The following is a 14,467-nucleotide window of genomic DNA, read 5'->3' as shown; positions in this document are numbered from 1 at the left end:
CTTCCCGTTTCAACGAATTTCCTTCCACTTGGCGGATCGTCATGCCCGCTCTCTCTCCACCCTGCGCAGCTTGGTGACGCCAGGTTCGAATGTATACGGAACATGCCTGATGTCGGGCAAGTCGCATTCCAAACGTTCAGCCAATGCACAAAGCTCTGCCGATACCTTGGTCTCGATCTGTTCCGTAGTTTCTGCCCCGACGTGCCGTATGGAGACTTCCAGTTCCCCACCGACGCGCTGCACCACCCGGTAATGCAAAATGGCGGGAGAAGCGGCGATGACCGCCCGAGCAACAAAATCAGGAAATACGGGCACAGGCTCTCCGGTCACGCGATGCAAAAAAGAAAGCATATCATCGCAGCGTCCTTCGATCCGCTCGATGGCGGTAAACGGCGAACCGCAGGCGCAGCGCCCTTCCGCCTCGGTCAGAATGTCGTTCAGCCTGTAACGCACAATGGGCTGCGAAGTGCGGGAAAAATCCGTAACGATCGGCACGAAGCGCCGCGTGGACGGATCGATGTATTCCTTTTCGATATGCACGACGTCCTCATTGAGATGCAGCATGCCCATGCGGCAGGACGCCCCCAGGAAACCTTCGGTGCACTGATACGCCTGATGGATCGTCTGGCCGAACGTCTGCTCCAGCACGCTGCGGTCCAGCGGGTCAAGCACCTCGGCTACCGAGATGATTTTGTCAGGTCTGACGGTCAAGGTACCTTTCGCATAGGCCTCGCCCAACATGCGCAGCATGGATGGAGGCGCAACCCACACCGTGGCCCGATACGCTTCCAACCGCCCAATCAGTTCATGAACGGGCTCCAACAGGTCGAAATATTGAAACTGAAGCCGACCGCGCTGGACCGATTCGTATAAATTGCTGCTCGCCCGCAGAAAAAACGCGATCCGCGCCTTCCGCCACAGCCCGCCAGGCAGCAGCTTGGCCAGCACCGTACCCGTCCAGGCATCCTGCTCGCGCTCGCTCACCAGAAACAATCCGCGGTTGCCGGACGTTCCCGAAGACAGACCTACCGTCATGCCCTGCAGCGATGGTTTGAAATTGCGCGTTTCCTCCCCCTCTCCGGCGAGGGCCATCGCTTCGTCTTTCGATATGCCGACCGTGTTGAGCCGATCGAAATGCTGCATCATCAGCGTTTTGTCGATCAGCGGGAAATTTCTCCAGTCAGACGACGCAATCCCTGCCCACCATTCCCGGTAAAAAGGAGAGCTTTCGCGGATGCGATCGACGTGGCGAACGATCTGCCGCTCCTGCCAGCGCTCAAGCGCCTGGCGCGTCCTCCAAGTTCGGAGCCCCCGAGTCAATGCGTAGTGGCGCAATATGCGAAACGTGCTCATCGGTTCGCCCCCTCGGCCGTTCCCCAGGCTTGCAGCGCTTCGCGGCAATGGCTGGGCACGATTCGAATGTGAGGGAATCGCTGATGCATCGCGATCAACCGGTCAAAATTGCGCCGATACTCCCCCCGGTCCGACATGATGAGGCCGGCAAACGCATGCGGCCTGCGTTGTTCGCGAAAGGCCCTGCTGGACCAGACAGCGTCGGCGCACAGGAAATAATCGTGCCTGCCCGTGCTGAGCAGCAGTCCCATCATGCCTGCGGCATGTCCGGAAACATCAACGCCCAATATGCTGCCATCCCCAAACAGATCGTACACCTCCGGAAATGGAAAATCTGCCGGAAGGCTTTCCACTCGCTTCGCCTTTCCTGTCACGGGAAGAGATCTGGCCTCAAAATCTTCCGGCAGCAATCCGGACAGGAAGCCTGCCCGCACGGCGGCGATCGAGCCCAATGAACGAACGGCGTCGTAGGCCTGCGGCAAATAGATCATTTTCGCCTGCGGAAAATCCCGCACGCCCGCAATGTGATCCCCGTGGAAATGCGAGAGAATGATATAGCGAATGTCTTCCGGCTGCAGGCCGATCCGCGCCAAAAACTGAACGGCACTGTCCCCTTCATTGTAGACGACGGGCGTAATATGACGGTACAGCGCATTGGGCAGCCGATTCGTTTCCCGGAAGAAACGCGAGCTATAACCCGTATCCAGCAGCATGGGTCCATGCACCGGATGCACGATGCAGGCGAAACCGGCCGGAAAGGAAACAGGGCGCAGGCTTCCGCCGCGCAGTGTCAGGAATTCGGGATGCGTGCAGTACCCCGCAGCGCCAAGGTGCAGTTCAACGGCGGTCGATGTCAGCATGTCGCAGCCCTCCACCAATCCGCGAATTTCCGCAAGCCTTCGTCCACGGACAATCGTGGCGCATACCCGAGCTTCTGCTTCGCGTCGTTAATATCCAAGGTCTGCGTGACGGCTAACGAGCCGACCGTATAGCGGGTAAGCATCGGCTCCCCGAGAAAAGGCAGCAGGCGATGCACTCCTTCGAGCACCGCCGCGGCTCCGTACGCCGCCCGAAGCGATATGCGGCGCGTGCGCAAAGGCAGTTCGAGCAGCGCGAACAAGTCGGCAACGACGTCCTTGAACGGCCTTGGATCGCCATTGGATATGTTGTACGCCCTGCCAAGCGCTTGTTCGTCGGCCTTCCAGCAAAGCAGCAGCGCGTCCACGACGTTATCGACGCACGTCAGATCGATCTCTGCCTGTCCGCCATCGATCATCGGCACGCCCGATTTGGCATTCGCCGCCACGATCCGCGGGAACAGCGTCCGGTCATAGGGGCCGAAGATGGCTCTCGGACGAATGATAATGGAAGGCATTCCTTCGGCGTGGGCCTGAAGCACAGCCTGTTCGGCCAAACGTTTCGTCGCCGCATAATGATTCGCCGGTCTCGGCGGCAAGGGATCATCCTCATGAATCATATGCCTGGAAACGTATCCGAAGTACACGCTTGGCGTGGATACATGAATTAATCGCTGCACGCCTGATCGCAGGCACGCATCGGCTACATTTTGCGTGCCTTCCACGTTGCTGCCGTAAAATTCGCGATACGCTCCCCATGGCGACGATAATGCCGCGCAGTGGAACACCGCATCCTGTCCTTGGCATGCCTGTTCGACAGCGTGTTTGTCCCGAAGGTCGCCGCGCACAAACCGAATGCCCTCCGCTTCCGATTGAAGCGACTGGCCCAAGCCGGAATCGCGCCCCATGGCGGTAACCTCCCAACCTTCCGAAGCCAGCCTGACGGCCAGGTTGCGGCCGAGGCAGCCGGTGGCCCCCGTTACCAATGCTCTGTTCATTGCTATTCACCATTCCATTCTATGTCATGAGTCAGGGCTTCCGTCAGGGAAACCCGATGGTTCCGTGCAAGCCGCCATGCGTCCAGCACGATGCGCGGCTGCTGCAGCCAGGGTCTTCCATCCCCGCGAGCGTATACGACATCGCGAGCGCCCTTCCAGGCATGCGCCCATTTCCGCAATCGGGACGGCGTCCACGCATATTTTAGTCCGACGCCCAGCATCGGCAGCAGCAGCATGGCCTTGGCATCAGGCTCCGGAACAACCATGCGCCCTTCGCTCGCCAGACGTTCAGGAGCTAACAAGGCGCTGACCAGCTCTTCCCCCGAACCAAACAGATGAATGCCGCTCGTGGCACGGGGATTACACTCTATGGCAAACACTTGGCCATCCGGCGTTTCCATGAAATCGAAGCTGATCTGGCCGCTATAGTTCGTCCCCTCGACAAAACGCCTGACCCAACGCAGTGCCTGCTCATGTTCCAGATGCTCAAAATGCACGCTGGCTCCTGCCCGGCCTGTCCGGAAACGATTCTCGTAAGCGGCATGCGCCACCACCAAGCCTTCATGCGCAATGCTGTAGGTGCACACTCCCCGGCCTTCAATATAAGACTGTGCGACCCAAGGAGAAGCCGGGGACAAACGATCGCCTTCCGGCGGTTCATTCCGGTATGATTGCCGGATTTGGGAAAGATCGTGCAGCAGCATGCTCCATGCCCCACGCCGATTCCCGCCGCTGCGCATTTTCGGCAGCCGCACTTTGGAAGCAAAGCGGGAATACACCGGTTTCCATACCCAGTGCCCCTTTGCCTGCAAGTCAGCGTCTTCCTTGATCCACTGCCGACGACTCTCGATCAGGCGAGTTTCGGGAACCGGAAGACCCAGCGAGCGGGCAAGCAAAATAAACTCATGTTTATGATGCAGCCTATGCAGCTGTTCCATGGCCGGAGCCAAAACACGGCAGTGCTCGCGCAGCCGCTCCGCCCCCCGGGCCACGTGGAAAATCTCCTCGCACATCGGGATCAGCACATCGATCTGATGAAACTTTACCAAGCTCTCCAAGGCCTCCAAATACGCGGCCCGCTCTTGGCGTGGCGGCGGTACCGCCAAACACCGGTCTACCGCGGAAGACGCACTGCATAGATGGTGTTTCATACTCTCGGCAACATATACCTTATGGCCTGTCCGCTTAAGCATGCGCGCCAAATCAAGCGTCACCGGCGCACGCCCGCCCGTCAATAACACGCGAAGGGGAGTAGAGCGCATATGGCCTTGCACGGCAATGTCAATAGTCAAAAATGAGTCCCCCCAGCGACAATCCCGCAGCCGTGCCCACCATCAGCACCCTGTCGCCCCGTTGAATGCGCTGCTGGCGAATGGCTTCATGCAGCCCCATCGGAATGGACGCGGCAATCGTATTGCCATGATTGCGCGTGATGTCCATGAACCGTTCCGCGGGAATGCCCAGTTTTTTGCGAAGCAGCCTCATCGCCATCGCGCTTCCCTGATGGGGAATGACCAGTTTGAAATCCTCCATCCGCGTTGCGGAAGCCGCAAGCAAGTCATCCATAAATCCCGGGAGCAGCCTTGACGCCATACGAAAAATCGCCTGCCCATCCATATGAAACAAATACGGCTCCGGTGCGGAAGCATCGTAATGGGCCGCATGAAGCCTTGTTCCTCCACCGGCAATCTCCGAGTAGCGCGCTCCCCGGCTGTACGTTTTCATCGAGGCATGCACGATCCGGGAACTCTCGTTGTCGGCAGCCCGCTCAATAATAACAGCCGCTGCCCCGTCCCCGAAAAGCGCGGCGCTTTCTTTGTCTGCCCAGTTTAGTCCCGGCGAAGCAATCTCCGAGGCAACCAGCAGCACCCGGTGGTAACGGCCCGCATCTACCATATAAGAGATCACGTCCAGACCGTTCAGGAAGCTCAGGCAAGTCGCGTCCATGTCAAAGGCCGGGATGCCCGAATCCTGCTCTCCCATGGCCTGCTGGATGAACGCAGCCGTGCTTGGCAGAGGCTGCTCCTTCGTGCCGCTCGTACACACGAGGCAGTCCACATCGGTGAATTGCAACCCGGCATCCGCCAGTGCCGCCTCCGCCGCCCTTGCTCCCATGTACGACGACGTTTCCTTTCCTTCGGCATAGTGACGCACGCCCACACCCGTCGCTTTGCTAACCCAGCCTGCAGGCACCTGCAGGCGAGCATCCAGTTCCTCATCCGTTACTTTCCGTACCGGAAGATACTTTCCGGTTCCAACGATCTTCACTCTTCTAAGCTGCAATGGCCCAACCTCTTTCTATTTATGTAACGGAAAAAAGGCAGACGATCTGCCTCTTCCACATCTTCATGTCATACGAACAAACCGAACCTGTTAAAGCTATCGCTGCAAAATGCTCGCAAGCGCCTTATCAAGCGTGTCATATTTGAACACAAACCCTTCCTGCTCCAGCCTCTCGGGAAGCACCCAGCGGCTTTTGAGCACAAGCTCCGTTTCGGTTCGAATAAAGCGCGCGCCGAGTTCCAGCATCCAGCGCGGCGAAGGCAAGCCGACTTTCGCCCCCATCTGCTCTCTCAAACTCGCCATCAACTGGCGGTTCGTTACGGGATGGGGCGCAGAAGCATTAAAGACACCTTCCAACTGCTCATGCTGCTGCAGAAACTGGACTATCCGGAACAAGTCCTCGATGTGCAGCCAGCTGAACTGCTGCCGTCCCGATCCCTGCGCACCACCCAAGCCGAAGCGGACCAGATTCGCGAGCGGCTGCATCACCCCGCCATTGCCCAGCACGATGGCTATGCGAAGGGCGATCTGGCGCGTGGAAGGCAGCTGAAACTCAAAGAAAGCTTGCTCCCAAGCTTTCGCGACGTCAACAGAGAACCCTGTACCGATCTCGCCTTCTTTTTCCGTCATCGGGCGATCTTCGGCATGCCTGTAGATCGTCGCCGTGCTCGAATTGATCCAAACCTTCGGCGGCTGTTTGCAAGCCAGCGCGGCCTCGCCCAGTGCCCGGGTTGTCCGTGTTCTGGACTCCAGAATCACCCTGCGGTTCTCCTCGGTATAACGGCAATTCACGGATTTTCCGGCCAGATTGATCAACATTTCGGCCCCCTCCAGAGCCTGGACAATGCCTGATCGGTCTTCCCAGCCGACATGCCCCGGTTGGCGCGAGATGATGAGCACCTCGTACCCGAGCTTGCCGAATCTGTCCGCAAAATCCTGCCCTACAAACCCCGTGCCTCCCGCCAATACCACTTTGCCCATCGAATCGCCCCGTTTCCGCGCAGAATGTACTGCGAACATTCCATATACAAGTAAGAACGCCGAAATCGCCTTACTGGTTTGCTCATTTTTGCACATTTGTTGCCCATGGAAGCGATCGCGACCTCGATTATTCGTTCCGCGTATTCCCTGCTCCCAGTGCCGCGTATAATTTCGCGCATTCTTGGCGTGCCCAATCGTGAGCAGGGTTTTGCTCAAGCTGCTCTCTCAGCACATCGTAAAAATCATGAATCATGAAGCCCTCTGGCAAGGAACCGAGCATGGCGACAAAGTCATACTCCGGCAATACGCGCTTTCCTGAACCGATTTCCTCCAGCCAAACCATCCATGCGGATACGGACAACACGCCTTCCTGCCAAAGCTCCGCTTGCAGTCCCAGCACATCCTGCAACTGCTCGTAGGCCGTTTCGTCGGCACAGCGCCGACAGGCCGTTACAGCCAGTTCATACAGTTCCGTCACGGCGCGGCGCTCCTCCGGGGTCAATTGCATTTCCAGACCGGCGAGAAAATCATCTGTCTGAATGGAGCGTCCATCGTCGTACAGAAGCGGAGCTTGAGCAAGCAAACGTACGATTTCTTCCATCTGCTCCGCACATATTTTATGTTCTTGAACAAGTCGGGGTAACATATAGTCTTTGATCATCGTACACTCCTGCATCGTTTGGTTATGATTTACACTATTATAACATGACGGCGCAAGCGCTCTGCCCGAAAATAAGGAGTGATTGAGCAGACGAGCAATGCATACCAGCTAATGTGGCGAAACAAGGTAGTGCCTCTCAACCAAAACATCGCAAAAAACGCAAGCTGCGAGCTGTGACACACCCTCACTTGCGTTTTCGTTCATTTATATCACCGGATTGCATGACCTGGTTGTCCCGACCATCTCTTGAAAGAAACGCGCGACAAATGCTCCAACACGTAACATGTACTGCGGATCGCCCTGAAAAAAGTGCTGATTTCCAAGTTTTCGTTCGGACCATGATTGTTTTGGTCGTAATTCGCATATGGAACAATAACGGAGGGCACGTTCAAAATCTGGGTCCACACATAGTCCGGCAGCGTGCCGCCAAGGCTGGGCTGAATGACAGGACGTTGCCCTGTGGATTGCTCCAATGCCTCGGCAATGGCGAGCACGGCCGGATGGTCTGCGGGCGTCCTTGAAGCGGGGACCGCCCCTTTGCGCGTCAGCGTAATGCCGGCATCATGTTTTCGCACATGGCGGGCGAGCGCTTCGTATACCTGATCGGGGTCCTGTCCTGCAACGAGACGAATGTCCAACCGGGCTGTGGCGCGTGCCGGAATGATCGACCTTCCTCCTTTGCCTGTATGACCGCTGAACAATCCGTTCACATTCAGCGTCGGCTCGAACATCAGCCTGCGATGATACGTATCGCTATCGATATCCAGCGCAGCATAGCCGCTCTTGCGTCGAACCCCTTCCAGATCGTAGGGGATGTCGTGCAATATCTTTTCTTCAAGCTCCGTCGGCGGTTTCACTCCATCGGCAAACCCTTCAATGGTCACCTCGTCTCCGCTGCGCATCGTGTGCAGCAACTCGACCAGTCGCCATATCGGATTAGGCACGATATTGCCGAGGTTGCCCGAATGGTTGTCCCATCTCGCTTCTTCCGCCACCAGCTCCACGCCCAAAGCACCGCGCACGCCGAGCAGGATGGATTGTGCTCCCGACTCATGGGAAGAACCGTCTGTCGTATAGACCAGGTCCGCTTGTAGAAGCGCGCGGTGCTGCTCTACGAAAGCTGCCAGATGACGGCTCCCGGCTTCCTCTTCTCCCTCGATGATCCATTTGACGTTCACGGGCAATCGTCCGTGGAAATCCAGGTACGTCTTTGCACCGAGTATGCTTGCAACGAATTGTCCTTTGTTGTCGCCCGCTCCCCGTGCATAGATGCGGCCGTTTCGAATCGTCGGTTCAAAAGGAGCAGTTGCCCATTCGTCCAGCGGATCGGGAGGCTGCACATCATAATGGCCATACATAAGCACGGTGGTTTCATTGTCGGGATGGAGGTATTCCCCGTAAATGATCGGATGCCCTTCCGTTTCATAACGGCGGTTTTCGATGCCACAATCCGTGAACAACTCTTGTACCAGGGAGGCGCATTCGAGCATGCCGATATTTTGCGTGCTGATGCTTGGCTGGCGCAGCAGCTTGAACAATCGCTCCAAATACAGCTCTTCGTTCCGGGAAATAATTGAATCCACGCCTTTGACCAAGTTTCTCATCCTTTCTGTGTACAATTCCGTTTCGTCTTGCAGTCTCAATAAAGGGAAGAGTTCGTTTTATCCGGACAATGCGTCTATTTTTGAACGTATACATCGTTGAAGATCGGATACCCCAAGCCATCAAATTGCAATCCTTTCAGCGTATCGCTAGCTCCTACCACATACGGGAAGATGTATATCGGAATGATAATCGCGTGATCGTGGATGTACCTCAACACTTTGCCGTATATCTCAGCCCGCTTGGCATCGTCGAATTCAACCGCCCCTTGTTCAAGCCACTCGTCGACTTCCGGACTGGAAAGATTGGACAGTGTAGCCCTCGCTCCCGGAGCAGCTGTATGATAGAAAGGAAGCAGCGCATGCGGATCATCCTTGACCTGGCTGTTGCCATAGATATCGTAGTCCCCGTTCGTGTGCACAACGGTACCGACATCCTGCGTAATTTCCACTTCGACCTGTACGCCGATTTTTTTGAGCTGCTGTTGGATCATTGCAGCAATGTCATTCCGCTTTTCCCGGTTCGGCGAACCGTCCACGTAATGCAAGACAAGTTTCTGTCCATTCTTTTCACGAATGCCGTCCGCGCCGACTTTCCAACCGATCTCTTCCAGCAGTTGCGCTGCCTTCGCCTGATCGGGCTGGATCGCATTTTCCAGAGAAGCATCGTAACCCAATATGGAAGGCGTCACCGCAGACCAGGCTTGCTCATAGGTGCCCAGATACAGCGTCTTCACGATCGAACCGACATCGATGCCGTATTGCAATGCCTGCCTGGCCTTCAATTCGTTCCATGGTTCTTTTTTCTGATTAATGAACAACGTATAAGGAAGACCTGGCGTGTTCACTTTCAGCAATTGAAAACCGGGCTGTTGCTCCAATGTCAGCACATTTTGGGGCGGGACCGTCTCGATGGCCGTCACTTGTCCGCTTTGCAGGCTGCCCACGCGAGTGGCTTCTTCCGGCATGATTTTGAACGTGAGCGTGTTTAGATATGGTGCTCCTTTATTTTCAACCGTTTCTGGAGCCCAAGCGTAGTCGGCATTGCGTTCAACCTGTACCTGCACGTTCTCGTCCCATTTGATGAATTTGAAAGGTCCTGTACCGACTGGATGCTGTCCGAACTGCTCGCCGTACTTTTTCACCGCGGTTGGCGATACGATGCTCAGCGCAGCTTGGCTCAAATTGCCGAGAAATGCACGCGAAGGCTCGGATAAATTCAGTTGGATTGTATATTCATCGATCACGTCGGAGCTTTCGTAAGGAACGATTAATGCCGCCGAATTGCCGGCTTTGGTGTTCGGGTCAAGAATACGGTCCAAGCTGAATTTCACCGCTTCGGCATTGAATGGCGTGCCGTCATGGAACGTCACTCCCTTACGCAGTTTGAACGTATACGTTTTGTGATCCTCCGACTCCTCCCACTCGGTGGCCAGCCAAGGTTTGATCGTGCCATCGTTCGTTTTTACCACCAAATTTTCGAAAATCGTCCGGTAAACGCGAATGGCAACCGCAAGCCCGCTTCGTGCCGGGTCCAACGTATCCGGCGAGGTGGCGAGCGCGTAAGTGACGTCCCCTCCTTTGGCTATCGTACTCCCCGATGCTTCAGACCCTTCTGTCGGACTGTTCGTCGCCGTTCCTTGACCCCCGCCCGAACCGTTCGCGCAAGCCGACAACAACAAAACCAATGTCAAAATGACCGAAGCCCAGCGTATCCGTGTGCGCATGCGATCCCCACTCCCCCTGTCAGACATTCATGTGCTGCTTGATCCGCAACATTAGCCCATGATGCCTGCGCGTTATAATATTGATTAATTCAATTGATATACTTGGTATTAAATGATACTTGATCCCTTCCTGGATGTTTAATCGAAACAATCTATAACGTTATTGAAAAATCATATACTCGGTAAGCTTCTCACCGAGAGAAGCGGGCTAACTCAAAAAGGACGCCCCCTCGGCAAGATGCCGACAAGAACGTCCTTTCGTTTCATTTTGATCATTTTGATCATTTTGAGTCGCCAAAATACTTGAATACTTCGACCGTCTCCGCTAAATCTTCCGGACCCGAATAGATCTCCATGACCTTGCCGAGCTCAATGCCGAAATCAACGTATCCTTGCGCTTTGGCCGTAACGAGACGCCCGTCAACGACCACGTTTGCATCCATGTAATGCCCTTCCGAAGTGATGGTCCTCATTTCCGTCTCCGCATTGGTGGTGAACGAGCGTCCCGCCAATAAGCCGGCCTTGCCCAGCAGCAATGTGCCTGCACAAATGGCGGCCAGCGCCGATCCATTCCGATCGAGCGCCCGCAGCCATTCAAACAATGGCTGCCTGTCAAGCAGCGATGTGACATCACCGCCAGGAATGATAAGCAATTCAACTTCAGCGGGGTTCAGCTCAGTGAAAAGGTGGTCCGGGTTGACGGACAATCCCTCGTAAGATCGAAGCGGTCCCCGATCCGGCGCCACCGTTACGATTTCCCCTTGCGTCTTCATAAAATAACTTGCCAGCATGATTTCAAAAGAAACATAACCTTCGAACAACAGTAGATGTGTCTTCATCTGAAATAAATCACTCCTTCCGCAGATGTTCGCGGATTGCCACGCTGGGGCTCTCCCCAACCTCATGCGTATCCGCCAAACCTTTATCGGTCCAAACAACAAGGGCCGCCATACCCGATCGGGAACAACGAGCCGGCGTTTGCCTGTTTTCCCGCATCTAGAGAAAGGCCTTGATCGCCGCGAAATACTCGCGGATCATGTTGACCGGCTTCAGATGCATCGGCGAAGGCGCCGAAATGCCGTATGCTGATGCATATCCGTTTTTGGAAGCCAGGTATTTGGCCCTGAACATGTGGTAGTCGCTCGTTACCAGCATGATTTCAGGATGTTCGTTCCCTGCATCTTCAATGATCTTTTTGGAAAAGGCGAGATTCTCCTGCGTGCTGGTCGACTTGTCTTCCATCAGCACCTGTCCCGGATCGATGCCCTGTTCCTCAACAAGGTATGTTCTCATGGCGAGCGCCTCGGTAATGGATTCCCCCGGTCCTTGACCACCCGATACAATGACGGGAATATCCGGGTGAGCGCGTATGTAGTCCAGACTGGCATCCAGTCGCTGCTTCAAGGTCAGCGAGAGCTCTGTGCCTTTGATGCCTGATCCGAGAATGATGACATAATCGGCCTCTTCGGGATCATCCGAGTGCAGCTGGGTAAATACGAGGGCCTCTATGATGACGAACGAAACGGCAGCGATGCCGAAGCCGATCAGCAGAATTCTTTTGAACACCACGTGTCTCTTATAATCAATACGGCGCAGAACGATAAACGCCGCGCTGAGCATGCCGAAAAACATGACGGGAAACCGTGCTCCCCAGAACGATAAAAAGAGCATAAAACTAACCACTAAAACGATATCCAATATCCACCCTTTGCTGCGCATGAATTGTTTCATGAACTCCGGCCTGTCCTCCTTCCTTGAGCTTTACGCCAGAACTCTGACTCAAGCTCCCGTATATCCTATAAACAAATCATATGAAGTTTCGTTGCGGCCAAACAAGGAACCAAATTCCAATCGCGATGGATAGACGGATTGCACGAATCGCGAGTTACCACGTATCCTTCCCATCATGTAACGGAAAGCAGGCGCTGGAGAGACTCTAACGAAACTCACACACCTTATTCGGCCAGATTTCGCCCATGTTGAAGGCTAACGAATCTCAGGCACGCTAAAGTAGACCGAACGAGTCTTTTTAATGTCAATCCAGCCAAATAGCGTCTCTACGGTTCGTTAGCGCTCGAAACCACATCAATGCCGCCGAATAAGACGCCTCAGGTTCGTTAACACGTGAACATCCCATCCAGTTCTCTATCAATCGGCATCCACTCCCCCCCACAGCTCCACGAACGAAATACTCGATGAATTTGCCCAAGGCTAATCCCGAATAATCGTCAGTTTCGGCCACTGTAGATGCCAACTTTTTCCTTCCACACGCCGCAAATATGCGCTCCGGTCCGCAAAAAAGGGACTTCGACGCACAATCAGACCGTACAAGTCTTCCAGTCCGTGCGGCGCGCAAATGTCGAGTTGGTCCTGCTCATTCAGGCGAGCGCCTACCGCCGTTATCACCTCGGGCCAATGCCGAAGGGCATCCAACGTCGATTGATACGGCTCCGTACCGTTGCGCAGATGCATCCGGGCCTGATTTTTCACCGACCAGAGCGGATTCCCCGTTTCACGACGAAGAACGCTCTCGATCTGCACGTCCCGTTCTTCCCGCACATCCTCCGGATCATAATAAACTACGTCGATATCGGTATGCGAGTCACGATGCTTATAACCATGCAAACGATCCCATATATAATTGCGAATATATCCCGCGCCAATGCAGCATTGAGGCAAGCCAAGCGCCCGTACCCGCCGCAGATCCTGCAGAAGCTGCGCGTATTCGGAGATGTCCTCTTTCAGCCGATCCTCCAACCGTATCATCGCCTAAGCCAAGCCCTCCCCCCACAGATCCCATGTAATCTCCAAATCATCACCTTACCACTATATCACGTCCGGCTGACCCAAATAAAACAAACCCCGGTTCCCGGAATAACTAACCAAGCCAAAGACCCCTTTAAGAAACGCAAATACCCCTTCCGCAGCCCCGCTCACATCCATCCGTACAGACGTTTGCAGCCTGGGCAACCAAAGGGGTTTTCCCGCATACGATGCTTATTGGTTTCTAATCGACCTTGTCACTTCGCTGAATTTATCAAACCCGGCTCAACCCAACTTGTCTATGAGGCTGAATTTCCCGTTTTGCTCCGCAATGCGGAATATGGCCGGGCGTTCCTTCGGATGTTCGTTGGGCGTATGAATGGTCAGGCAGAGTTTGCCGTCCAGCGTGCGAAACAACATGCCATGTCCGCCATCTTTGGCAAACAGCGGCGTCTCGTCCTGCTTCCACGGCCCCTCGGGCCGCCCCGATAATGAACGCGCAATGCCCATCGTATATCCGGCCTCCCCCATGGTGGACCACATCATGACAAGCTCGTCGTTTTGCATCCGGTACAAAAAAGGTCCGTCCGTCACATGACGGCGGCCTTCGTCCCCGCTGCCCACCGACCATGGGGCTTCGGAAGCCCGGAACAACAGAACCGGTTCACCGATCGCTGCCGACAGGTCTGGCTTCAGACGGACCGCATACATCTCCCCGTCTTCAACCTGAACCCACTCCCGGCAAAAGATCATCCACGGGTCGCCCTGTCCATCCACATGCAGCGTGCCGTCCAGGCACTCCCATTCCGGCGGGGTCAGCGTTTTCGCCCATATTTCAAACGGGCCTTCCGGCTGATCCGCAACCAGCACCCCGGTTACCCGCGGTATGCCCTCGGCCTTGAAGCTGGCGAACATGTAATACCGTCCATCCCATTCATGGACTTCGGGTGCCCAATAGTGATGATCGGACCAAAAGTCCGGTGCCGGACGAAAACACGGAATCGGTCCCTGCCACTGGACAAGATCCTCGCTCTCGTAAACATCAAAACCGATAGCCGGACCGTTCCATACGTTTTTTCCGATCGAACCGTACAGGTAGTATTTCTTTCGGGACGGTACCGTCAATATGTAAGGATCACGCAAATGAATCTGCTCCAGGCTAAACTCGCTCAACCATGACTCCCCCTCTTGAAAAATACGTTGTCCCCAAGAGTATACATGATATTCCCGAACCCCGGTGCTT

Annotated in this window: 13 protein-coding genes; all 13 read right to left on the bottom strand. The window is 55.2% G+C overall.

Annotation, left to right across the window (positions count from 1 at the left end):
- Positions 1 to 39 precede the first annotated feature (39 nt).
- Positions 40 to 1,353, bottom strand: coding sequence for a F390 synthetase-related protein (locus tag SNR34_RS08455; RefSeq protein WP_339277043.1), 1,314 nt, complete (start codon positions 1,351 to 1,353; stop codon positions 40 to 42).
- Positions 1,350 to 2,213, bottom strand: a complete 864-nt coding sequence (locus tag SNR34_RS08450) for an MBL fold metallo-hydrolase (protein ID WP_486181696.1) — start codon at positions 2,211 to 2,213, stop codon at positions 1,350 to 1,352. Before SNR34_RS08450 ends, SNR34_RS08455 begins: the two co-directional genes overlap by 4 nt.
- Positions 2,207 to 3,208 carry an NAD-dependent epimerase/dehydratase family protein gene (locus SNR34_RS08445; RefSeq protein WP_486181695.1) on the bottom strand — a complete coding sequence of 334 codons (1,002 nt, stop codon included), beginning with the start codon at positions 3,206 to 3,208 and terminating at the stop codon, positions 2,207 to 2,209. Before SNR34_RS08445 ends, SNR34_RS08450 begins: the two co-directional genes overlap by 7 nt.
- A 2-nt stretch (positions 3,209 to 3,210) precedes the next feature.
- A complete protein-coding gene (locus SNR34_RS08440; RefSeq protein WP_486181694.1) occupies positions 3,211 to 4,500 on the bottom strand; it encodes an ATP-grasp domain-containing protein in 1,290 nt (429 codons plus the stop codon).
- Positions 4,490 to 5,491: a beta-ketoacyl-ACP synthase III gene (locus tag SNR34_RS08435; RefSeq protein WP_486181693.1), complete on the bottom strand. Its 1,002-nt coding sequence runs from the start codon at positions 5,489 to 5,491 to the stop codon at positions 4,490 to 4,492. The genes SNR34_RS08440 and SNR34_RS08435 overlap by 11 nt, the downstream gene beginning before the upstream one ends.
- 96 nt (positions 5,492 to 5,587) lie before the next feature.
- The gene (locus tag SNR34_RS08430) at positions 5,588 to 6,511 is read right to left on the bottom strand and encodes a TIGR01777 family oxidoreductase (protein ID WP_486181692.1); all 924 of its coding nucleotides are present in this window, start codon (positions 6,509 to 6,511) and stop codon (positions 5,588 to 5,590) included.
- A gap of 88 nt (positions 6,512 to 6,599) precedes the next feature.
- Positions 6,600 to 7,133, bottom strand: coding sequence for a hypothetical protein (locus SNR34_RS08425; protein ID WP_236416051.1), 534 nt, complete (start codon positions 7,131 to 7,133; stop codon positions 6,600 to 6,602).
- A gap of 209 nt (positions 7,134 to 7,342) precedes the next feature.
- On the bottom strand, positions 7,343 to 8,716 hold the full coding sequence (locus SNR34_RS08420; protein WP_486181691.1) for a M20/M25/M40 family metallo-hydrolase: 1,374 nt from the start codon (positions 8,714 to 8,716) through the stop codon (positions 7,343 to 7,345).
- A gap of 95 nt (positions 8,717 to 8,811) precedes the next feature.
- Positions 8,812 to 10,461 carry an ABC transporter substrate-binding protein gene (locus tag SNR34_RS08415; RefSeq protein WP_236416054.1) on the bottom strand — a complete coding sequence of 550 codons (1,650 nt, stop codon included), beginning with the start codon at positions 10,459 to 10,461 and terminating at the stop codon, positions 8,812 to 8,814.
- Between the two features lie 281 nt (positions 10,462 to 10,742).
- Positions 10,743 to 11,300 (bottom strand): DJ-1/PfpI family protein, encoded by a 558-nt coding sequence (locus tag SNR34_RS08410; protein WP_236416056.1) that lies wholly within the window; start codon positions 11,298 to 11,300, stop codon positions 10,743 to 10,745.
- Between the two features lie 157 nt (positions 11,301 to 11,457).
- Entirely contained in the window at positions 11,458 to 12,192 is a 735-nt protein-coding gene (locus SNR34_RS08405) for a YdcF family protein (RefSeq protein WP_236416059.1), read from the bottom strand.
- A gap of 480 nt (positions 12,193 to 12,672) precedes the next feature.
- Positions 12,673 to 13,227, bottom strand: a complete 555-nt coding sequence (locus SNR34_RS08400; protein WP_486181690.1) for a nucleotidyltransferase family protein — start codon at positions 13,225 to 13,227, stop codon at positions 12,673 to 12,675.
- A 282-nt stretch (positions 13,228 to 13,509) separates the two neighbouring features.
- A complete protein-coding gene (locus tag SNR34_RS08395; RefSeq protein WP_486181689.1) occupies positions 13,510 to 14,397 on the bottom strand; it encodes a glycoside hydrolase family 43 protein in 888 nt (295 codons plus the stop codon).
- Positions 14,398 to 14,467: the final 70 nt, after the last annotated feature.

This window comes from Paenibacillus sp. XP01 (assembly GCF_057364885.1).
Note: the sequence above shows the minus strand (reverse complement) of the source record. Positions and strands in the feature narration are given on the sequence as shown.

Excerpts from the sequence above, each read along its gene's own strand:
- SNR34_RS08455 (WP_339277043.1), bottom strand. The coding sequence starts at position 1,353 with ATGAGCACGTTTCGCATATTGCGCCACTACGCATTGACTCGGGGGCTC.
- SNR34_RS08450 (WP_486181696.1), bottom strand. The coding sequence starts at position 2,213 with ATGCTGACATCGACCGCCGTTGAACTGCACCTTGGCGCTGCGGGGTAC.
- SNR34_RS08445 (WP_486181695.1), bottom strand. The coding sequence starts at position 3,208 with ATGAACAGAGCATTGGTAACGGGGGCCACCGGCTGCCTCGGCCGCAAC.
- SNR34_RS08430 (WP_486181692.1), bottom strand. The coding sequence starts at position 6,511 with ATGTTCGCAGTACATTCTGCGCGGAAACGGGGCGATTCGATGGGCAAA.
- SNR34_RS08425 (WP_236416051.1), bottom strand. The coding sequence starts at position 7,133 with ATGATCAAAGACTATATGTTACCCCGACTTGTTCAAGAACATAAAATA.
- SNR34_RS08415 (WP_236416054.1), bottom strand. The coding sequence starts at position 10,461 with ATGCGCACACGGATACGCTGGGCTTCGGTCATTTTGACATTGGTTTTG.
- SNR34_RS08410 (WP_236416056.1), bottom strand. The coding sequence starts at position 11,300 with ATGAAGACACATCTACTGTTGTTCGAAGGTTATGTTTCTTTTGAAATC.
- SNR34_RS08405 (WP_236416059.1), bottom strand. The coding sequence starts at position 12,192 with ATGAAACAATTCATGCGCAGCAAAGGGTGGATATTGGATATCGTTTTA.
- SNR34_RS08400 (WP_486181690.1), bottom strand. The coding sequence starts at position 13,227 with ATGATACGGTTGGAGGATCGGCTGAAAGAGGACATCTCCGAATACGCG.